Origin of the sequence: Hathewaya proteolytica DSM 3090 (assembly GCF_900142225.1) — a bacterium.
Lineage (GTDB): Bacteria > Bacillota > Clostridia > Clostridiales > Clostridiaceae > Hathewaya > Hathewaya proteolytica.
The window spans coordinates 56,908-76,764 of record NZ_FRAD01000015.1; the positions used below are offsets into that span (position 1 = coordinate 56,908).

The 19,857-nt window shown below is 35.1% G+C and carries 18 protein-coding genes; 7 read left to right on the top strand and 11 right to left on the bottom strand.

Annotated elements, in window-relative coordinates; genetic code table 11:
- Positions 1 to 121: 121 nt before the first annotated feature.
- Entirely contained in the window at positions 122 to 2,368 is a 2,247-nt protein-coding gene (gene pflB / locus BUA73_RS09415) for a formate C-acetyltransferase (protein ID WP_072903879.1), read from the top strand.
- Between the two features lie 56 nt (positions 2,369 to 2,424).
- Complete coding sequence (pflA, locus tag BUA73_RS09420) at positions 2,425 to 3,147, top strand: pyruvate formate-lyase-activating protein (RefSeq protein ID WP_072903880.1); 723 nt, start codon at positions 2,425 to 2,427, stop codon at positions 3,145 to 3,147.
- A gap of 25 nt (positions 3,148 to 3,172) precedes the next feature.
- Here the strand turns inward: pflA and BUA73_RS09425 are convergent, their stop codons facing one another.
- The 6 genes from BUA73_RS09425 to pyrB all read right to left on the bottom strand — a co-directional run bounded on the left by BUA73_RS09425 (position 3,173) and on the right by pyrB (position 8,334).
- Positions 3,173 to 4,072: a dihydroorotate dehydrogenase gene (locus BUA73_RS09425; RefSeq protein ID WP_072903881.1), complete on the bottom strand. Its 900-nt coding sequence runs from the start codon at positions 4,070 to 4,072 to the stop codon at positions 3,173 to 3,175.
- The gene (locus tag BUA73_RS09430) at positions 4,062 to 4,811 is read right to left on the bottom strand and encodes a dihydroorotate dehydrogenase electron transfer subunit (protein ID WP_084672191.1); all 750 of its coding nucleotides are present in this window, start codon (positions 4,809 to 4,811) and stop codon (positions 4,062 to 4,064) included. Before BUA73_RS09430 ends, BUA73_RS09425 begins: the two co-directional genes overlap by 11 nt.
- A 6-nt stretch (positions 4,812 to 4,817) precedes the next feature.
- The gene (gene pyrF, locus BUA73_RS09435) at positions 4,818 to 5,702 is read right to left on the bottom strand and encodes an orotidine-5'-phosphate decarboxylase (RefSeq protein WP_072903883.1); all 885 of its coding nucleotides are present in this window, start codon (positions 5,700 to 5,702) and stop codon (positions 4,818 to 4,820) included.
- 14 nt (positions 5,703 to 5,716) lie between these two features.
- Positions 5,717 to 6,913, bottom strand: coding sequence for a dihydroorotase (locus BUA73_RS09440; RefSeq protein WP_072903884.1), 1,197 nt, complete (start codon positions 6,911 to 6,913; stop codon positions 5,717 to 5,719).
- Between the two features lie 72 nt (positions 6,914 to 6,985).
- On the bottom strand, positions 6,986 to 7,408 hold the full coding sequence (locus tag BUA73_RS09445) for an aspartate carbamoyltransferase regulatory subunit (RefSeq protein WP_072903885.1): 423 nt from the start codon (positions 7,406 to 7,408) through the stop codon (positions 6,986 to 6,988).
- Positions 7,402 to 8,334 (bottom strand): aspartate carbamoyltransferase, encoded by a 933-nt coding sequence (gene pyrB, locus BUA73_RS09450; RefSeq protein WP_072903886.1) that lies wholly within the window; start codon positions 8,332 to 8,334, stop codon positions 7,402 to 7,404. The genes BUA73_RS09445 and pyrB overlap by 7 nt, the downstream gene beginning before the upstream one ends.
- A gap of 214 nt (positions 8,335 to 8,548) precedes the next feature.
- Between pyrB and BUA73_RS09455 the strand changes: the two genes are divergently transcribed.
- Both BUA73_RS09455 and BUA73_RS09460 read left to right on the top strand, forming a co-directional pair.
- Positions 8,549 to 9,298 carry a lytic transglycosylase domain-containing protein gene (locus BUA73_RS09455; protein ID WP_072903887.1) on the top strand — a complete coding sequence of 250 codons (750 nt, stop codon included), beginning with the start codon at positions 8,549 to 8,551 and terminating at the stop codon, positions 9,296 to 9,298.
- A 14-nt stretch (positions 9,299 to 9,312) separates the two neighbouring features.
- Positions 9,313 to 10,125, top strand: a complete 813-nt coding sequence (locus BUA73_RS09460) for an N-acetylmuramoyl-L-alanine amidase family protein (protein WP_072903888.1) — start codon at positions 9,313 to 9,315, stop codon at positions 10,123 to 10,125.
- A gap of 43 nt (positions 10,126 to 10,168) precedes the next feature.
- Here BUA73_RS09460 and BUA73_RS09465 read toward each other — a convergent pair whose 3' ends face one another.
- Genes BUA73_RS09465 through BUA73_RS09475 form a run of 3 tightly spaced genes read right to left on the bottom strand, consistent with a single transcriptional unit; the run spans position 10,169 to position 13,791 of the window.
- The gene (locus BUA73_RS09465) at positions 10,169 to 11,686 is read right to left on the bottom strand and encodes a hypothetical protein (RefSeq protein ID WP_072903889.1); all 1,518 of its coding nucleotides are present in this window, start codon (positions 11,684 to 11,686) and stop codon (positions 10,169 to 10,171) included.
- Positions 11,683 to 13,083 carry a sensor histidine kinase gene (locus tag BUA73_RS09470; RefSeq protein ID WP_072903890.1) on the bottom strand — a complete coding sequence of 467 codons (1,401 nt, stop codon included), beginning with the start codon at positions 13,081 to 13,083 and terminating at the stop codon, positions 11,683 to 11,685. The genes BUA73_RS09465 and BUA73_RS09470 overlap by 4 nt, the downstream gene beginning before the upstream one ends.
- A gap of 9 nt (positions 13,084 to 13,092) precedes the next feature.
- A complete protein-coding gene (locus BUA73_RS09475) occupies positions 13,093 to 13,791 on the bottom strand; it encodes a response regulator transcription factor (RefSeq protein WP_072903891.1) in 699 nt (232 codons plus the stop codon).
- 163 nt (positions 13,792 to 13,954) lie between these two features.
- Here BUA73_RS09475 and BUA73_RS09480 point away from each other — a divergent pair, with 163 nt between their 5' ends.
- From BUA73_RS09480 to BUA73_RS09490, 3 genes are all read left to right on the top strand, one after another.
- Positions 13,955 to 15,136: a DegT/DnrJ/EryC1/StrS family aminotransferase gene (locus BUA73_RS09480; RefSeq protein ID WP_072903892.1), complete on the top strand. Its 1,182-nt coding sequence runs from the start codon at positions 13,955 to 13,957 to the stop codon at positions 15,134 to 15,136.
- Between the two features lie 13 nt (positions 15,137 to 15,149).
- Positions 15,150 to 16,271, top strand: a complete 1,122-nt coding sequence (locus tag BUA73_RS09485; RefSeq protein ID WP_072903893.1) for a DegT/DnrJ/EryC1/StrS family aminotransferase — start codon at positions 15,150 to 15,152, stop codon at positions 16,269 to 16,271.
- Positions 16,272 to 16,384: 113 nt separating this feature from the next.
- A complete protein-coding gene (locus BUA73_RS09490) occupies positions 16,385 to 18,772 on the top strand; it encodes a Lon protease family protein (protein ID WP_072903894.1) in 2,388 nt (795 codons plus the stop codon).
- Positions 18,773 to 18,826: 54 nt separating this feature from the next.
- On the opposite strand, the gene BUA73_RS09495 is transcribed toward BUA73_RS09490, so the two are convergent.
- The gene (locus tag BUA73_RS09495) at positions 18,827 to 19,540 is read right to left on the bottom strand and encodes a DUF5808 domain-containing protein (protein WP_072903895.1); all 714 of its coding nucleotides are present in this window, start codon (positions 19,538 to 19,540) and stop codon (positions 18,827 to 18,829) included.
- A gap of 111 nt (positions 19,541 to 19,651) precedes the next feature.
- On the bottom strand, positions 19,652 to 19,857 hold a 206-nt coding region (locus tag BUA73_RS09500), incomplete at its 5' end, for a zinc ribbon domain-containing protein (protein ID WP_143146995.1).

The following is a 19,857-nucleotide window of genomic DNA, read 5'->3' on the forward strand; positions in this document are numbered from 1 at the left end:
ATATTATACATAATATTAATAAAAAAAAAATAGATAATAGTACACAAAATATATTTTTTTGTGTATAATTAAATTGAATGTAGAAAATTTAACATTCAACTACTCATATAGGAGGAAACTTATGTTTAAACAATGGAATGATTTTAAAGGTCAGCTTTGGAAGAAGGAAATAAATGTAAGAGATTTTATTCAAAAAAACTACACCTGCTATACAGGCAATGACGAATTTTTGAGTGATTGCAGTGAAAAAACAAAAAAGGTATGGGAAAAGGCTCATGCTTTAATTATTGAGGAAATAAAAAAGGGCGTTATAGATGTAGAAACTGAAGTTGTTTCCGGCATAAACAATTTCAAACCAGGCTATATAGATAAAGACAATGAAGTTATTGTAGGACTTCAAACTGATGCTCCACTAAAGAGAATCGTAAACCCATATGGCGGTTTTAGAATGGTAGATGCTTCATTAAAAGCTTATGGATTTACTCTAAATGAAGACATCAAAAAGCATTTTGAATCTTATAGAAAAACTCACAATCAAGGAGTTTTCGATGCTTATACAGATGAAGCAAAATTGGCAAGACACGTTGGGTTGCTTACTGGATTGCCTGATGCCTATGGAAGAGGAAGAATCGTTGGAGATTACAGACGTATTGCTCTATACGGTATAGATTTTCTTATGGATGAAAAGAAAAAAGATTTTAAGAAGCTAAAGGGACCTGCTACAGATGAACTTATCCGCACCCGTGAAGAAATCTCTGAGCAAATCAGAGCACTTTCCGACATAAAGGAGATGGGATTATCTTACGGAGTAGATATGTCTCAGCCGGCAAAAAATGCAAGAGAAGCTGTTCAGTTCGTTTACCTAGGATACCTTGCTGCTGTTAAAGAAAACAATGGTGCAGCAACTTCCCTTGGACGCGTTACCACCTTCTTAGATTGTTTTATCGAAAGAGATCTACAAAATGGCACCATAACAGAAAAAGAAGCTCAAGAGATAATAGATCAGTTTGTAATTAAACTTAGATTGGTAAGACACCTTAGAACTCCTGACTACAACGAGCTATTTGCTGGTGACCCTACTTGGATTACTGAATCTATAGGTGGTGTTTCTTTAAACGGAAAACCTCTTGTAACAAAGAATTCCTTTAGATTTTTACACACTCTTTGCACTTTAGGTGCTGCACCAGAGCCAAATATGACTGTTTTATGGTCTGAAAAGTTACCTGAAAACTTTAAGAAGTTCTGTGCTAAGATGTCTATCTTAACTGATTCTATTCAGTATGAAAATGACGACATTATGAGACCAATTTACGGCGACGACTACGGTATAGCATGTTGCGTATCTGCCATGGAGATGGGCAAGAGAATGCAATTCTTTGGAGCAAGAGCTAATATTGCAAAATCCCTTCTTTACGCAATAAACGGTGGTGTTGATGAGGTTAAAAAAGATAAAGCTGGTAATACTATAACTGTAATACCTGGCATTGCAAAAATGGAAGACGAAGTTCTAGACTTTGACAAGGTTGTTGAAAGTTATAAAAAGGTACTTGAATACGTGGCTGATTTGTACGTAAACACAATGAACACAATCCACTTTATGCACGATAAATACGCTTATGAGGCTGGACAGATGTCCCTTCACGATTCAATAGTTAAGCGCTTTATGGCCTTTGGTGTTGCTGGACTTTCTGTAGTTGCAGACTCACTTAGTGCTATAAAATACGCCAAGGTTATGCCTATAAGAGATGAAAACGGTATAACTGTAGATTTTAAAATTGAAGGAGATTTCCCTAAGTTCGGCAATGACGACGACAAGGTTGATGACTTCGCTGTATGGGTTCTTGAATTCTTCTCCAACGAGTTGAAAAAGCATCCTACATACAGGAATGCTGAACACACATTGTCAGCTCTTACTATTACATCTAACGTGGTTTATGGTAAGAAAACTGGTTCTACCCCTGATGGACGTAAGCACGGTGAGCCTTTAGCACCAGGCGCAAACCCTATGCACGGACGAGATGAAAACGGAGCATTGGCATCCTTAAACTCCGTGGCAAAGCTACCTTACAAGGATTACTGCCAGGATGGTATATCAAATACTTTCTCTATCGTTCCAGATGCCTTAGGAAAAGAAGATGAAACTAGAATAAACAATTTGGTATCTATCATGGATGGATATTTTGCTCAGAGCTCTTTCCACTTAAACGTAAACGTACTAAATAGAGAGACTCTTTTAGATGCTATGGAGTATCCTGAAAAGTACCCAACTCTAACTATAAGAATTTCTGGATACGCTGTTCACTTTACAAGGCTTACAAGGGAACAACAGTTGGATGTTATAAGCAGAACGTTCCACGACTGTATGTAAAAACATAAAAATTAGAAAATAGTGTCATAAGCTGTTTTCATTCCTTAGGAGTTAATATGAAAACCGGATATATTCATTCTTTTGAAAGCATGGGACTAGTAGACGGTCCTGGAATACGAACGGTGGTTTTTTTTCAAGGTTGCTCTTTGCGTTGCTCTTACTGCCATAATCCCGATACTTGGGATTATGGTAAAGGGCAACAATATACAGTAGATGACCTTATGAAAAAAATAAACCGCTTTAAACCATATTTTAAAAATGGAGGTGGAGTCACTTTTTCTGGTGGAGACCCTTTAATGCAGCCTCAATTTCTAATTGAATGTTTAAAGGCATGCAAAGCTTCTGGAATCCACACTACCATAGATACCTCTGCCTTTGGAATAGAAAAGTATTACGATGAAATTTTAAAATACACAGATTTAGTCCTTTTAGACATAAAACACTTTGACAACGACGGTTTTATAGAAATAACTGGTCACGGTATGCAACATCTTTTGAAATTCATTGAATGTCTAAATGCATCTAGCTGTAAAGTTTGGATCCGCCATGTTGTGGTTCCTGGTATAACAGATTCTGAGGCTCACATAAAAAATTTGGCCAACTTTATAAAACAAATAAAGGATATCGAAAAAATTGAATTGCTTCCTTACCACACCTTAGGTGCCCACAAATACGAAAATTTAAATATTCCGTATAAATTAAAGGACGTTCCACCTATGAACAAAGCAAGAACTCGTGAACTGGAAGAGATGATAAAAAAAGAAATGCAGATGAAGTAAATCTGCATTTCTTTTCTTATATTTTTTACAAAATTCCTCTTATCTCAGATAGATCCTTTATTCCCTCATCTTCCATGAATTTTTCAATTCCCTTTACGATCTCCAATGATGCCATGGGATTTGATAAATTGGCTGTGCCCACTTGAATAGCTGTTGCTCCTGCCATTATAAACTCTATGGCGTCTTGTGCATTGCATATACCTCCAAGTCCAACTACTGGGACGTTGACATTTTTACAAACTTCATACACCATTCTAAGAGCTATAGGCTTTATGGCTGGTCCGGAGAGTCCAGCTGTCACGTTGTCAAAAACAAACTTTCGTCTTTTTATGTCCACTGCCATGGCTTTAAAAGTGTTTACAAGAGACAAGGAGTCTGCTCCAGCCTCACAGCACTTTTCAGCCATCTCTATTATATTTTCTGCATTAGGCGATAATTTTACCATGAGAATCTTTTTGCATACTTTTCTAATTTCCTTTACAGCTTGATACGCAACTTCTGACTTTATTCCAAAAGCCATTCCTCCACATTTTACATTGGGGCAGGATATGTTAAGTTCAATAATTGGAACTGAAGTCTCATTTAATAATTTTACACCTTCTATATAATCCTCAAGGGTTCCTCCCCCAAGATTTGCTATTATGACATTGTTGTACTTCTCCATTTTGGGAAGGTACTCTTCTATAAAAGTTGGCACCCCAGGATTCTGGAGACCTACGCTATTCATAAGTCCCATGGTGGTCTCGTGGATTCTTATACCTGAATTTCCTAGCTTTTTGTTTATGGTGAGACCTTTACTAGATATGCCACCTAGCAATCCCACATCGTAAAGGGGCTCATACTCGCCACCAAAGCCAAAGGTACCTGAAGCCGCTATTACAGGGTTTTTAAATTCAACACCGCATATTTCTACCTTACTTCTCATCAAAAATCAAGTCCTCCCCTCTGAATATTGGTCCTGTTTTGCAGACGGTCTCGTTTCCCTTCACCGTTTTGCATGTACATCCCAGACAAGCTCCTAGACCGCAAGCCATTCTATTTTCCATGGATACTATAATTGGAACCTTATTAGCTTTTGCCATGGAGATTACCTTTTTCATCATGACAAGGGGACCACAAGAAACCACAATGTCATAATCTGAGGGATTTAAGATTTCTGTTATGTAACCCTTATGGCCTTTGCTACCTGTTTCCGTAGATACATATATATTCTCTACAATTTTCTCAACTTCATCTACAGCATATACACAGTCTCTAAATCCAGCATAAAAATCTATGGTATTGGTTCCTTTTAAAGCTTTAGCCAAATTTACCATGGGAGCTATTCCTATTCCACCTGCCACAAGAGCCACTTTTCCCTTTATTTCATTTAAGTCAAATCCATTTCCCAGTGGACCAAGTATCTGCATTTCGTCTCCCTTGACCATTTCACTCATATCTTTGGTTCCCTGTCCCACCACCTGATATAAAAAGCTAATATAATTAGGTTGAACATCATAAACGCTTATAGGCCTTCCAAATAAAATGCCACTTTTAACGGGTTTCAACATATAGAACTGCCCAGAATCTGATTGGAACTGGCCTTCAATTCTAATCTCATATACGTTGTCAATAATATTCTCATTGCTTAAAACCTTTTCAACTGAACAAATCAAGTTTTTCACCAACCTTTACTCACTTAGCTTAATTTCGTTTTTAATTTCATTTCTTATATCATCTCTCATGATTATAGCTTCTTTTCTTGTACATTCAGCAAAATTTTCCGCTCCATTTTCGTATTTTTTGTAGGCTAAAAGCAATCCTCTTGAAGAGTTCACCACTCCTCCGTTGCCCTTTGTAAGGTAATTTACAACGTCTTTGGCACCTCCGCCTTGAGCTCCATAGCCTGGAATTAGAAAATAAGTCTTGTTCAAAGCTTTTCTCATTTCAATACCTTCTTCTTTGTGGGTACATCCCATAACTCCACCTAAACAACTGTATCCACAATTTCCTACATACCTGTGGCCTAGATTTTGTATCTTTTCTCCTACCACTTTATACACTCTGCTATTATCTGAAGTCTCAACGTACTCGATATCCTTGGCTCCCTTATTTGATGTTCTAATAAGGACAAATATTCCTTTTTCTTGGTTTTCAACGTATGGAAGATATGGCTCTATGCTGTCAAGCCCCATGTAGGGATTTACTGTTATAAAGTCAGCCTCAAAGTCACCTTGGAAGTGGGCCTTGGCGTACATCTCTGCAGTTTTAGATATATCCCCTCTTTTTATGTCCGCTATGGATATAGCACCCTTGCTTTTAATGTATTTTAAAGTATCTGAGTAAGCTTTCATGCCTTCTATGCCATAAGCCTCATAATAAGCTATTTGAACCTTATAGCAAGCTACCACGTCTAAAGTACTGTCGATTATTTCCTTGTTAAAATTAAAAAGCTTTTCTCCTATGCTAGTGAACTTACTGGCAAACTCATGGGGTATGTAACTTATATCTGTATCTAGCCCAAGGCACACATGACCCTGTTTTTCCACCAAATCAAATAATTTATCAATAATCATTTACCTTACCATCCTTAAATATTCATATTTTTATAGTCGTATTTAATTATTCCCTTTACCATGGTTTTTTCCACCCTTGCGCTGACTTTCATACCATTAAATGGAGTGTTTTTGCCCATGGATAAAAACTCTTGCGAATCTATGCAGTGATCGTGTTCTAAATCTACAAGCACCAAATCTGCCCTATATCCTTTTTCTATTCTGCCACAATTTGAATTCATTATTTCTGCGGGATTTTTGCTCATTATTTCTGATAATTTGCTAAGGCTTATGTGCCCTGCTTTCACTAGTTTTTCATAGCATATAGAGAATGAAGTTTCAAGACCTACCATTCCTGGCGCTCCCTTGGCTTTATCTTCCTTTGTATGAGGTGCGTGATCCGTTGATATGCAGTCCACATAACCGGATTTTATTGCCTCAATTAAAAAATCCACATCCTCTTTCTCCCTTATTGGGGGATTTACCCTGAAGTTGCAGTTGTGCAGTGCTATGTGGTGTGGAGTTACTTCACAAGTCACATTAGCTCCCCTGTCTTTTGCGTCCATAATAGCTCTCATGGCTTCCTTCGTGCTGACATGGGCAAGGTGAAGATGTGCCCCTGTGTGTTCGCAAAGTCCAATGTCTCTGTATGTCATGAGATTTTCTGCTAACCTCATATCAATTTTGGAAAACTCTCTTGTCTCAGTGTGGGATATTATTGTTATGCCCTTTTCCTTTGCCTTTAACATGGCATTGTACATAACTTGGTCGGAAGGAACTCCTACACCATCGTCGGATATAAATTTTACTTCATTTGTAAGTTTATCTAAGTGCTCTATGGATTTTCCACCCATATTTTCTGTAATTGATACAATTTGATTTATGTTGACTAGGTCCAGTTTTTTTCCTTTCTCCATGACTTGATAAAATATCTCCATGGAACTGCATATTGGATTGGTGTTTGCCATAAGATTTACTGTGCTTACACCGCCTGCCAGGGCTGCCCTTGAACCCGTTTCTAAGTTTTCCTTGTAGGTGTACCCTGGATCTCTAAAATGACAGTGCAAATCTACAAATCCTGGCATAAGAACTTTTCCAGTGCCATCAATAATTTCACATGTTTTTTCAAGGTCCCTGCCTATGTCCTCTATGACACCATTATTTACATAAACGTCTCCATAGCAATTTGTTTTGTAATCTACAATATTTACATTTTTAATTATAACAGCCATATGCCTTACCTCACTTTAAATAATTATACCTATAAATAAACCATGGACAACAGCCCATGGTTTATACATATACTATAACTTATAAACTTCATCACAGTACTGGCATCTATAAGAGCCTGTTGCCCTGTCAACAAGATAAAATCTATGTGTTATTTCCTGTTCAATTGAAGTAATGCATCTTGGGTTTTTGCACTTTATAACATTTTCTATAGTATCAGGAAGGCTAAGTTCTTTCTTCTTTGTAACCTTTTCATCTTCAATTATATCAATTGTAATTCCTGGATCTATAAACCCTAATGCTGTCAAATCTATATCGATCTGGTTCTCGATTTTGATTATGTCCTTTGTTCCATTTTTATTGCTCTCAGCATTCATTATTAATGCTACTCTATAATCTGCCTTATCAAGTCCAAGATAATTGAATATTTTTATACCTAAGCCTGGTTTAATGTGATCGATTACTATTCCTCTTTTAATTGCATTTATAGTTAACATTCTTTGTCCACCCCCAAAAGTTTAGCTATTAAAGCCATTCTAACGTACATACCGAATTTAGCCTGTTTAAAATAGGCTGCTCTGCTGTCGCTATCTACTTCTACAGATATTTCATTTACTCTTGGCAATGGGTGAAGCACTATCATATCACTCTTAGCACTATTCATCTTGTCCTTATTTAAAATATAGCTGTCTTTTAATCTTACATAATCCTCTTCATTAAAGAATCTTTCTCTTTGAACTCTTGTCATATATAAGATATCTATTTGGTCTATAACATCTTCTAGTCTTTCAACTTCTCTAAACTCTATGTTGTTTTTCTTAAGTATCTCCTCTCTTATATAATCAGGCACTGTAAGCTCCTTAGGAGATATAAGAATAAACTTGTTGTTGCTGTATCTTGACATGGCTTTTATCAATGAGTGAACTGTTCTTCCAAACTTAAGATCTCCACAAAAGCCCAGTGTAAGACCTTTAAGTGTGCCCTTCAGTGTTCTAATTGTAAGTAAATCTGTAAGGGTCTGAGTTGGATGTTGGTGTCCACCATCACCTGCATTTATAACAGGCATTTCAGAGTACATAGATGCAACCTTTGCTGCACCTTCTTTTGGATGACGCATTGCAGCAATATCAGCGTAGCATTCAACGGTTCTTATAGTATCTGCCACACTTTCTCCCTTTGCTGCGGAACTGGACTTAGCTTCTGAGAATCCTAAGACAGACCCTCCAAGTCTAAGCATAGCTGCCTCAAAACTTAATCTGGTTCTTGTACTAGGTTCGTAGAATAAAGTTGCCAATATCTTTCCACGGCAAATTGTTGAATACTTCTCCGGACTTTCTATTATTCTTTCTGCGTAGTTTAATACTTCGTCCAACTCCTCTAATGAGAAATCCATTGGATCGATTAAATGTCTACCTTTTAACATAATAATAATTCCCCCTTCTTAGTCTCTCTGGACTAGTTTTAAAGGCTTTTTTAAAGTCTTTGATTTTACTCTTATAAGAGTATACATCATATATATTTCATCGTCAAGAAATTTATAATATTATTTTGTAAATATTATTTTATCTATTTTGGTCTATTTTTATTGATTTACACGACGATATATTAGATAATAGAAAAAAAGGAGGGACTATAACATGAATATTGAAAATATCACTTTAAAAAATGATGATTACAATAAGTATCTCACTACAACTCTTATGACGTCACTTCTAGGTGGCAACAGCCCTACTTTAGGTTCGTCAAATTCAAACTCATCATTTTCTGTGGTTCTTCAGGCCCTGTGCACCGCAATGAGTGTATCTAATGATAATTCTTTAAATTCAAATTTGCCTGGTTTAAATCTAAACAACCTACCATACATGGGTTTAAAAATCAGCGACTACAGTGATGTGAGCGGTGGTATAAATAATTATTACTCCTCTAAATTATCACAAGCTTATGGCAAGTACAACAACAATGTAGAAAGGGTAGTTGTGAAAAACCCCAAAATATTAAATGCCATAAATATAGCTTGTGAAAAGTATGGTGTAGATCCAAAGCTAGTAACATCCGTTATAAAGCAGGAGTCGGATTTCAATCCAAACTCCGTGTCTTCTGCGGGTGCCATGGGACTTATGCAGCTTATGCCTGAAAACTGCAAAGAATACAATGTAAGTAATCCCTATGATATAGATGAGAACATAGACGCTGGGGTTAGACATCTGCGAGATATGATAAAATCTCAAAAAGGCAATGTTATTCTTGGACTTGCTGCCTATAATGCTGGTCCTGGTACCTTGAGAAGGCGAGATGTAACAACAATAGATGATATCTATAAGCTTCCAGCTGAAACTAGAGATTATGTGGTTAAGGTTTCCAAGTATTATAAGTCCTTAAATATTTAACACAGGAGTATTGTATGAAAACAAACAACACTAACACAAACAAAAGCAAAGGTATATTTAATGTAGCCCTTATGATTATACTAGTCATAACCTTATTTCTTTCTGTTAAGAAGTTAAATGATAATCATAAAATTGAGTTAGAATATAAAAAACAAGTTGCTGCGGAAACCGCTGCAAAAGCTTCTTCTAAAACACAAAAAAACATTGCTCTACCAGCAGAAAAAATCAATAAGGCCTACGCTGGTAAAGTTGTAGTTCTAGACCCTGGCCATGGTGGCTTTGATGAAGGGGCTAGCACACAAGATGGCAGTCTAGTAGAAAAAGATATAACTTTAAAGATATGCAAAAAAATCAAGCAATATTTAAACAAAGAAGGCATTGAGGTGGTATTAACTCGAGATTCGGACAAGCCTATGGAAAATGCCACTAACGAAAAAGAAGATCTCCGAACTAGATCAAAACTAATTAATTCTTATGAAAATGCTGTTTTGATGTTATCCGTGCACAACAATTCCAATGAAGATGATGATTGTTTTGGCATATTTAATTATATTTCTTCTTCACCAAATATAGATACTTCCAAAAGCATGGATCTTTCATCATCTATTTTAAAGTCAATAGCTACTTCCTCCAATTGGAAAACCAATTCTACTTTAGAACAAGATATATACATACTGAACAAAGCTACTATGCCTAGCATACTTGTAGAATGTGGATTTCTTTCAAATAAGACTGATATATCAAATTTGAAAAACCCCCAGCAGGTGGATGATTTATGTAAGGCTATGGCAAAAGGAATTAAAGACTATATGGATAAAAACAGATAAAAACAAAGGGTATGTGTTAAAAATCTCCATACCCTTTGTTTTTTTATCTATTTTGAAAATCCTCACACCACACTATCCACTTTTCAGCATAATCTTCTAGAGCCCATTCTGCCATAATGGGAACTTCATTGTTGTTCAATTTCATTTCGTATATCACATTTCCTATGGTGTTGTTATTTAAAGCGTGTACGTACAAACTTTTTTCTGTCAAAATCACAATTACGTCATTTTCAGGAGAGCAATATGCGTCCGTTGCAAATGGGTTTGCAGACTTTATATCACTCCAGCTTACATTTAATTCATCGTAACTTAGGATGCTCCTAGATGGTATTACGTTCATCATCACGTCTTCACGATAAGCGCCGCTTTTGTTGTCCGTAACCCTCCCCATGATATACCAATAGCCATTTTTCCGCTTCATGGCATAGCTATATTTCTGTAGCGTCTCACCTTTTTTTTTCAAGTTGTTCTCCATTTCCTCCACGTTTTTGTAATCGTCACTGCTCATTATGCTTTTTAATGGAATGCTTTTTTTGTTTAAACTGTCTAAATTGTACATATAATAAGTGTAGTCCTTTGTGTTTTTAGAGGATCTTATGTTTACGGTTTCAAAGCCTACATAGTTATCATTTATGAAGTTTATCCTAGTGTGCTCTTCTCCGTCATCTGGAAAGGATACAATATTGTTTTCAAATAAAACATCCTTTGGAGCCTCATTGTCCATTTTGTTCATTGCAAAACTATCTACATAGGGATTTACATTTCTATTTTCCTCCAGCTGCATTTCGTTAGATTCTAACTCCGTCATATTGTAAGCCTCAAAGGCATTTTCGTTTCTATCGTATCCGTATAGCTGGAAGTTTTCCATAATCCAGAACCCAGTTTTTCTTGGAATTATGGTGTAGGGCAATTTTAATACCTTGTTCACAACTCCATTGATTGAATTAATGGCTATGGTTCCATATTTATACTTATACTTATCCTTATCCTTTTCTTTTTCCATCCACCTAACCCCGAGAAGCAAAGTGGAATTCTTCCCACTATTTTTGTCTTCAAAGGATTTTTTTGATTCAGTACTGTAATCCTTATTTAAACTTAGAGAACTTAATTTGCCTTCTCTTTTCTTTAAAAATGCAGCTTTATTGTCTTCGTTTACTATTATGTTATTATTGTCTAAATACATTAAATCTATAATAGGTTTTAAATTGCTGAAAATTGATATTACATTAACTTTTTTATCACTGATGTTCATCTCCTCTCTTGTGCATTTAAAGTACTGAAGAGTATAGAGATTGGTATCCACATTTTTTACTTTGTATTGCACCTTATCGTACACTTTATCGTTTATGATGACTTTATCCTTTTCAAATTCAGCATAGGTTATTTCAGATTTTGGAACTTTTAGTTGAAATATCTTAGAATCATCCCCTTGAAAAACTCCGGAAATAGGATATGAATTTGTAGATGGAGATTCGATTTTGTCTTCCTTCTCAAACTTTTCACTACACCCCACCATGAAAAGCACTATTACAATTAAAAATCCCCCTATTATTTTTTTCATACTGACTCCTTTCCAGAATTAATAGGAAGTTTAACCGTGATCTTTGTGCCTGTGCCTACTTTGCTTTCTATAATAAATTCACCTTGGTGCAGTTTTATTATTTCGTCACATATTGATAATCCTATTCCATTCTGTGATTTGCTATTTTTGCCCTTATAAAATTTTTCTTTTACGTTTGGCAGATCCTCTTTGCTGATACCACATCCATTGTCTTCCACCATGATAATGAGCTTATCATCTTCACATCCTACATTGAATACAACTTTTCCATGGTTACTTACAAATTTAAAGGCATTGTCCAAGAGGTTTATACAAACTTGTTTTATTCTGTTTTCGTCCATTTCCACCATAGGCAACTCTTCGCTGCAGTTCACTATAAACTCAATGTTTTCCCTTTGTGCTCTGGGTTTTAGGTAGGTATCTAGATAATGGCACATATCCTTCATATAAAATTTCTGTTTTTTTATCACCACTTTCCCCGATATAAATCTGGAGAAATCCAGTAATTCTTCTACCATACCACTTAATCTGTCGCTTTCCTTTTCTATAATATCTAATCCTTGCTTTAAGGTATCTTTGTCCGTATCCTCGCAATTTAACACAACAGCCCAACCTTTTATGGCTGTCAATGGAGTCCTAAGCTCGTGGGATACGGAGCTTATGAAGTCGTTTTTCAATTTATCTTTTTTTTCAATTTCATCCGCCATATAGTTTAATGTATCATTGAGCTTTGTGATTTCATAATTTCCTTGTATTTTAATCCTATTTTCAAAATCACCTTTTGCCATCTTCTCTGCATATGTGGTGAGACTTTTAATTGGCTCCACTAAAGTTCTAGCAAGGAAAAGACTTAAAAGTACACTTATCATAGCTACAAGAATACCAATAATAACGAATAATCCCACAATAGAGTATATATTGTTGTTTACATCCTTTAAAGTGGTGGTGAACCTAAGTATACCGTCTACACTGTTGTTCTTTTTTAAGGGGTAAGATATACACATCACCTTTTCCTTGGTGTAATCTGCACCGCCAATATAGCATTTGTAATCTCCACTTATGGCGCTTTTAACATCTGGAGTTTCAATCTTATTTTGGTGTATTATCCCTAGGGAATCCATCAGCACATTGCCATTAACATCTAATATCTGCACCTGTGCCCTGGTTTGCTTCCAAAATACGTCCACGTTCATAAGCACATTTTCCGATACAGATGAAGTGGAAAAATATCTATTGTAAATTTCAGCAGAGTTTTTTATTTGACTTAAGAGGCTTTCCTCTAAATTGTGATAAAAATAATTTTTGATAATTCCTAACAGTATCAATTCCAAAATTAAAATACTTAAAATTATGACCTTTAGATAGCTCTTAGTCAGTGTGGTTTTTATGCTACTCATTTTTTCACCTTAATCATCATTTTTTTCATTGCACCATCTATAACCCTTTCCCCAAACGGTTTCAATGTACTTAGGCTCTGATGGCATTTCTTCGATTTTAGTTCTCAATCGCCTAATATTTACGTCCACAATTTTCGATTCACCATAGAAATCCCATCCCCATATTTCACTTAAAAGTTCTTCTCTGCTAAAGGACTTTCCAGGGTTTTTCATGAAATTCTCCATTATGGTAAATTCTTTTGGAGTTACGTATATTTCCTCGTTATTTTTATACAATTTTCTTTCGTATATGTTTAATATAAAAGGTCCATCATGAATTATTGTATCTTCCGCTTTTTCGTCATTAAATCTTCTAAGTATGGATTTAATTCTTAGCAAAAGCTCTTTAGGATTAAAGGGTTTAACCATGTAGTCATCTGCCCCAGTCTCCAAGCCTTGAATTTTATCTTGATCTTGACTCCTAGCTGTTAGCATTATTACACCTACGTCGTCGTTATGCTTTCTTATCTCACTGCACACCTTGAATCCATCTATGTCCGGCAACATAACATCCAATACCACTAACTTGGGTTTGTGGGCCACCACCAGATTTAAAGCTTCTATTCCGCTATCTGTATCTATGACATCATATCCATTTTTCTTTAAAAACAACCTGACAAAACTTCTTATGTTCTCTTCATCTTCTACAATTAAAATTTTTTCTCCCATATAAAAAACCTCTTTAACATATAATATTATCATCCATACTCTTATTATAGACTATTATTCCAAATAAAAAATAACAAATTATTTAATTTGCAGTTCATTGTATTTAATGAATTTTGTTATATAATAAGTATAGATAATTATTATGTGAAAGGATGATTTTATAATGAAAAACTACGACATTCCCTTTTCACCACCAGATATCTCTCAAAGTGAAATAGATAATGTAATGGATGTATTGCGTTCTGGTTGGATAACATCCGGTCCTTATGTAAAGAAATTTGAAGAAAAAATTTGCTCATATATTAACTGTTCAGACACCGTTGCCGTTGCCAGCGCCACTGCAGCTATGGAACTGATACTAAAGATTTTTGATATAAAAAAAGGTGATGAGATAATTACCACACCATATACATATGCATCTACATCAAATGTGATGGTTCATCGAGGTATTATGCCTACTTTTGTAGACACCGATAAAGACTCTTTTTTAATTTCCGCTGAAAACATAAAGAAAGCCATTACCAAAAACACTAAAGCCATTTATACAGTGGACTTTGCTGGTGTTCCTGTGGACTATGATGAAATAAAAAATATGCTAAAAGAGATACAAAGGGAAGATATACTACTAGTATCAGATTCTGCACACTCCTTCGGCGCAACTTATAAGGGTAAAAAAGTTGGAACTCAATTTCATTTCCATGCTTTTTCTTTTCATGCTGTAAAGAATCTTACCACTGCTGAAGGTGGCGCCATTACTTACGATAATGATAACTTATCTTATAAGGGAGATCTTTATAGGGATTTAAAAATCTTCTCTCTTAACGGTCAGACAAAGGATGCTTTTTCAAAGACAAAGGCAGGCGCATGGGAATACGATATTATAACAGATGGATTTAAATGCAATATGACAGACATTCAAGGTGCTATTGGAGTTGCCCAATTACAGCGATATGAGGGAATTCTTCAGCATAGAAGAAAAATTTTTTCTATTTACGACTCCATTTTAGGCAAAGAAGATTTCGCCATACTTCCTTTTAGTAAAAACGAAATAAAGGAAACATCTTACCACCTCTACCCCCTAAGAATTAAGGGCTTTGACGAAGAAAAGAGAAATAGATTGGTTGAGATGTTAGCTGATATGGGCATAGCTACAAATGTCCACTTTATTCCTCTTCCAATGTTCACATTATACAAAAACTTAGGATACAATATCTCTAACTACCCCAATGCGTACAATCAGTATGCAACTGAAATATCTTTACCAGTGTACTCCATACTTAGCTTGGAAAATGCTGAGATCATAGCAAATGAAGTGGTAAACTGCGTAAAAGAAATACTGAAATAAAGGAGATTTTATTATGAAAGTTAATTTTTATACCTCTGTAAGGGAATATGAAAAAAGAAAAGCTGAATTTGACAAAGCTATATCTAATGTGATTTCAAATGGTGTCACTACCTTGGGACCTGAAGTTAAATCTTTTGAGGAGCAAATTCAGGAATTTACTGGTGCAAAGCATGCCATAGGAGTTGCTTCAGGCACAGATGCCTTGATACTTTCTGCAGATATATTGGGATTTAAAGATAACAAGGAAGTTATAACATCTCCTTTTACTTTTCTTGCCTCTACTTCTTGCATAGCTCGTCATGGTGGTAAGCCTGTGTTTGTGGATATAGACGAAGAAACCTTTGATTTAAATGTAAACCAAATTGAAGACAAAATCACAAAGGATACTGTTGGTATTGTACCAATTCATCTATTCGCCCAGATGGCAAATATGGATAAAATCATGGACATAGCAAGCTCAAATAATCTAAAGGTTTTAGAGGATGCTGCAGAAGCCTTTGGCATGAGATGGAAGGGAAGAAATTCAGAGTATAAGCACGCTGGTACCATTGGGGACATGGGTATTTTCTCATTCTTCCCAACAAAGACATTGGGTGCCTATGGTGATGGTGGCATGATCGTCACCAATGATGATGAATTAGCGTCTCTTGCTCGTTCATACAGGGTACATGGTGCCACAAAAAAATATCACTATGAATACCTAGGCTACAATTCAAGGTTGGATACCCTTCAGGCTGCAATTCTATCTGTTAAATTAAAATATATAAACGAAGCCATAGAAAAAAGAGCAGAAATAGCTTCATGGTACACTGAAAGACTTAAGGATATACCTTATGTAAAACTTCCAGTGGTAAAAGGCCAGCAAAAACCTGTTTACTACGTATTCAACATTGTAGCTGAAAACAGAGATAAACTTGTAGAAACGTTAAAAGAAAATGAAATTCAATTCAGCATTTACTATCCAAAACCACTCCACCTTCAAAAGTGCTTTGAATACTTAGGATATAAAAAAGGAGATTTCCCAGTGGCGGAAAGAACCTGTGAAAGTGTTTTAGCTCTTCCAATCTACCCTGAAATAACAGAGGATGAAGTTGATTTTGTATGCTCCGTTATTAGGAAATTTTACAGCAAGTAATTAAATAAATAAAAGAATGTACGAATATTATATAGTGCATTCTTTTGTTTTATATTTTTGCATGCTCACAGCATATAATATAGTGGCAAAAATTAGTTTTAGGAGATGATATAATGGAATCATTAGAATTAAATATTAAAAGTATTAATGGCAATATAAATATTCCTAATTTTAAAACAACTAATGATGTTGATTTATTCAAGGGAATTATTGGACAATCTTTAGCCGAAAAATACATCGACATGGGGCTTAGTATAAATAAAAAAGAGTATAATATCTTCATTTCTGGCCACAGCAGCACGGGGAAAACCACTTACCTTATGAACAAAGTGGCTGCTTTTGCAAAAACTTTGCCAACACCTGATGATTGGTGTTATGTGTACAACTTTGAAAACGAAAATGAACCTATGGCCATCTCTTTACCGGCAGGACAAGGTAAGCTATTTAAGCGCCATATAAAGGATCTCATAAATGACCTAATAAAAGAGATGCCCCTAAATTACAGCACGGAAGATTATGAAAAAAACAGGAACTCCATTATCACAAAGTATCAGAAATTCATCTTAGAATTAAACGACACCCTGACAATAAATGCTGAGGAAAAGGATTTAATAATTGAAGAGGATGAAAAAGATGGTCTTATATTTATACCAATGAAAGATAAAAAAGAAATGGAGCCTGAAGAATACAGTAAACTAACAGAGGAAGAAAAGGATATAATAAATGAAAATGTATCCAAATTAAGACTTCTCTCTCTAGACATCATGAGACAAAGTAAAGCTCTACAAAAGGAAATGAATGAAGAGCTCACTGCTCTAGACAATAACATTGCTGAAAACATCATTTCCCCTAAAATAGAAGTTCTCTGCAAAAAATATTCTTATAATGCTACTATTTGCAAGTATATTGAAGCCCTTAAAAAGGATGTAATAAAAAATTTGGATTATTTTTTATCCGAGAAGGACGAAAATGTAAGCAATAATAGCAATGTCAATGCTAAGCTTTTGGAAGAATATATGGACAATGCTATGGTAAAAAAATATGAAGTAAACCTTTTAGTGGACAACGAAAAGACTTCTGGTGCTCCCGTTATTTTCGAAGCTACCAATGATTATTATGATGTTTTTGGAAAAATAGAATACGAAAATAAAATGGGAAACCTTATGACGGATTTCACCAACATCAAAGCCGGAAATATTCACAAAGCCAATGGTGGTTTCTTAATCCTAAATGCCAACGATCTTATCCACTATGCTGCCACCTATGAAAATTTGATAAAAACATTAAAAAATAAAAAATTAACTGTGGAAAATATAAAGGGTGGTATTGAAATAACTCCTATTATAAGTCTTAAGGCTGCTCCTATACCATTGAATTTAAAGGTAATTCTCATAGGTTCCGATTACGTTTACTCATTATTTTTTAACAATGACCCAGATTTTCAAAAGCTGTTTAAGATAAAAGCTGAATTCGATTCTGAGATCGAGATAAACAAAAATAGCATAAACCAATTAATCGGATATGTGGCCAATTATATAAATAGCAGAAAGTTTTTACCTATGACAAGAGATGGCATAAAAGAGATAATAAAATACAGTACTCGCCTTTGTTCAAGCAAGCTTTACTTCTCCTCATCCATTGGAAAGCTGTTAGATATTGTGGATATATCAAATTACATTGCAAAAAAAGAAAAGTCGGAAATTATTCACAGAAAGCATGTGATGGAAGCTCTTGAAGAACAGATAAAAATGCATAGTCTGGTAAGAACTAAAATTTTAAACATGTATAAAAACAAGCAATTTCTAATAGACACCAGTGGAAGCAAGGTTGGACAGATAAATGGCCTTTCAGTGTCTGACTTCGGAGATATAGAGCTTGGACAAGCTCACAGAATAACTTCTACCACTTACGCTGGTAGAAAAGGTATAATTAATATTGAAAAGGAAAGCAAAATGAGTGGCAACATTCACACTAAAAGTGTCATGATTTTGTCCGGATATATTGGCAATTTGTTAGGCCAAGAGACTTATTTATCTTTTAATGCCAACATCGTCTTTGAACAACTTTATTCTGGTATAGAAGGTGATAGTGCCTCTTGTGCAGAGCTACTTTGTCTTCTGTCCTCACTGTCAGATATTCCTTTAAAACAAAATCTAGCTATAACGGGCTCCATAAATCAATTTGGAGAGGTACAACCTATAGGTGGTGTAAATGAAAAGATTGAAGGATTCTTTAACATTTGCAAGACCATGGGGCTTAAAGGCAATGAGGGGGTTATAATTCCAGCTACCAATGTGGAGGATCTAGTGCTAAACTCAGAAGTTATTAATGCCATAAAATCAAAGCGTTTTCATATTTACTCTGTTAGCACCATTGAACAGTGCATGAAATTAATGTTAGATACAGATGAGGTCTCCATAGACAATATAATGTCCTTTGTAAAAGAAAGAGCCCTAAGTAAGCTGAACCACTTTAACCACGTAATAAGAAGCCAGGATTAAGTAAAAAAAGCTGTGATATAGGTTTCACCTTATACCACAGCTTTTTTCTTTAGTTTATAGTATTATTTTTAAAGCCACAAGAATCGTCATTATTGCAAAAAAGATAAACCAACTTTTCCTATTGCCAAAATTAACTGTCCACCCTATACCTATTCGCTTTTCCACTATCCAAGCAGGATCCTTTGGATTAAAATACATTTCACCTAAAAACCACTTATCATCGTCGTCTTTGTATAGCTCATCATCTTCTTCATCTGAACTAATATGCTTACCTCCTTGTCCAATCTTAATCAATTGGATTAAAAAAATGAGTGTTATCACTGCTACAAGTATATTTAAGTTATTATACAAAGACAATAAGTTAGAGTTATACAGTAATTCCAATTGTTTTATGGATAATAGAATCATCATACAGATTGTAAGAACAAAAATAAAAATCGAATTTACTCTTCTAAATTTCTTTTTTCTTATAACCGCCTTTTCAATGCATCCACTATTCAAATCTGGCTTTGCCTTAATTATGATGTAATTTATAAAGCACATGAACATCCAAGATATAACTTCAGTTTCCAATTCTTTAGAAGAATAGTTGCCAAAAAATACTATAGAGTTGAATGTAATGAAAACCAGTACAAACACTGTAGATACTATTATTCTGTACTTCTTTTTTAAAGACTTTATCTGCTTATTGTCCATATATTCCTTAGGCAATCTTATACCAAAGCATATGCCATTATTAGAAGCTCTGTCTGTAAAAAAGGATATCATATGTGAACTTACCCCACCCACAAGGGGATGGGGCTTCCTGCTTCTTCGACCTCGCAATCTACTATCTCCACAGGCTTGATTCCGATAGTTCCTACCGTATTTATTACAGGATTACGCCACCTCTATTTTTAGTTCTTTTAATCCTTGCTTTAGAATATTCTTACTTGCATTAGCATCTCTATCATGTATGCTATGGCATTTAGGACATACCCATTTCCTTATATTTAAGTCCTTAACTTCTGCATTTTGGTAGCCACATACTGAACATAATTGGCTTGAAGGGTAGAAGGTATCTATTTTGTGTACAGTTCTACCAT

Coding starts and splice junctions, on each gene's coding strand:
- BUA73_RS09445 (WP_072903885.1), bottom strand. CDS start 7,408: ATGTTAACTATAAATGCAATTAAAAGAGGAATAGTAATCGATCACATT.
- BUA73_RS09475 (WP_072903891.1), bottom strand. CDS start 13,791: ATGGGAGAAAAAATTTTAATTGTAGAAGATGAAGAGAACATAAGAAGT.
- pflA (WP_072903880.1), top strand. CDS start 2,425: ATGAAAACCGGATATATTCATTCTTTTGAAAGCATGGGACTAGTAGAC.
- BUA73_RS09485 (WP_072903893.1), top strand. CDS start 15,150: ATGAAAGTTAATTTTTATACCTCTGTAAGGGAATATGAAAAAAGAAAA.
- BUA73_RS09480 (WP_072903892.1), top strand. CDS start 13,955: ATGAAAAACTACGACATTCCCTTTTCACCACCAGATATCTCTCAAAGT.
- BUA73_RS09465 (WP_072903889.1), bottom strand. CDS start 11,686: ATGAAAAAAATAATAGGGGGATTTTTAATTGTAATAGTGCTTTTCATG.
- BUA73_RS09470 (WP_072903890.1), bottom strand. CDS start 13,083: ATGAGTAGCATAAAAACCACACTGACTAAGAGCTATCTAAAGGTCATA.
- BUA73_RS09490 (WP_072903894.1), top strand. CDS start 16,385: ATGGAATCATTAGAATTAAATATTAAAAGTATTAATGGCAATATAAAT.
- BUA73_RS09495 (WP_072903895.1), bottom strand. CDS start 19,540: ATGATATCCTTTTTTACAGACAGAGCTTCTAATAATGGCATATGCTTT.
- pflB (WP_072903879.1), top strand. CDS start 122: ATGTTTAAACAATGGAATGATTTTAAAGGTCAGCTTTGGAAGAAGGAA.
- BUA73_RS09455 (WP_072903887.1), top strand. CDS start 8,549: ATGAATATTGAAAATATCACTTTAAAAAATGATGATTACAATAAGTAT.
- BUA73_RS09460 (WP_072903888.1), top strand. CDS start 9,313: ATGAAAACAAACAACACTAACACAAACAAAAGCAAAGGTATATTTAAT.
- pyrB (WP_072903886.1), bottom strand. CDS start 8,334: ATGTTAAAAGGTAGACATTTAATCGATCCAATGGATTTCTCATTAGAG.
- BUA73_RS09440 (WP_072903884.1), bottom strand. CDS start 6,913: ATGGCTGTTATAATTAAAAATGTAAATATTGTAGATTACAAAACAAAT.
- BUA73_RS09425 (WP_072903881.1), bottom strand. CDS start 4,072: ATGAGAAGTAAGGTAGAAATATGCGGTGTTGAATTTAAAAACCCTGTA.
- pyrF (WP_072903883.1), bottom strand. CDS start 5,702: ATGATTATTGATAAATTATTTGATTTGGTGGAAAAACAGGGTCATGTG.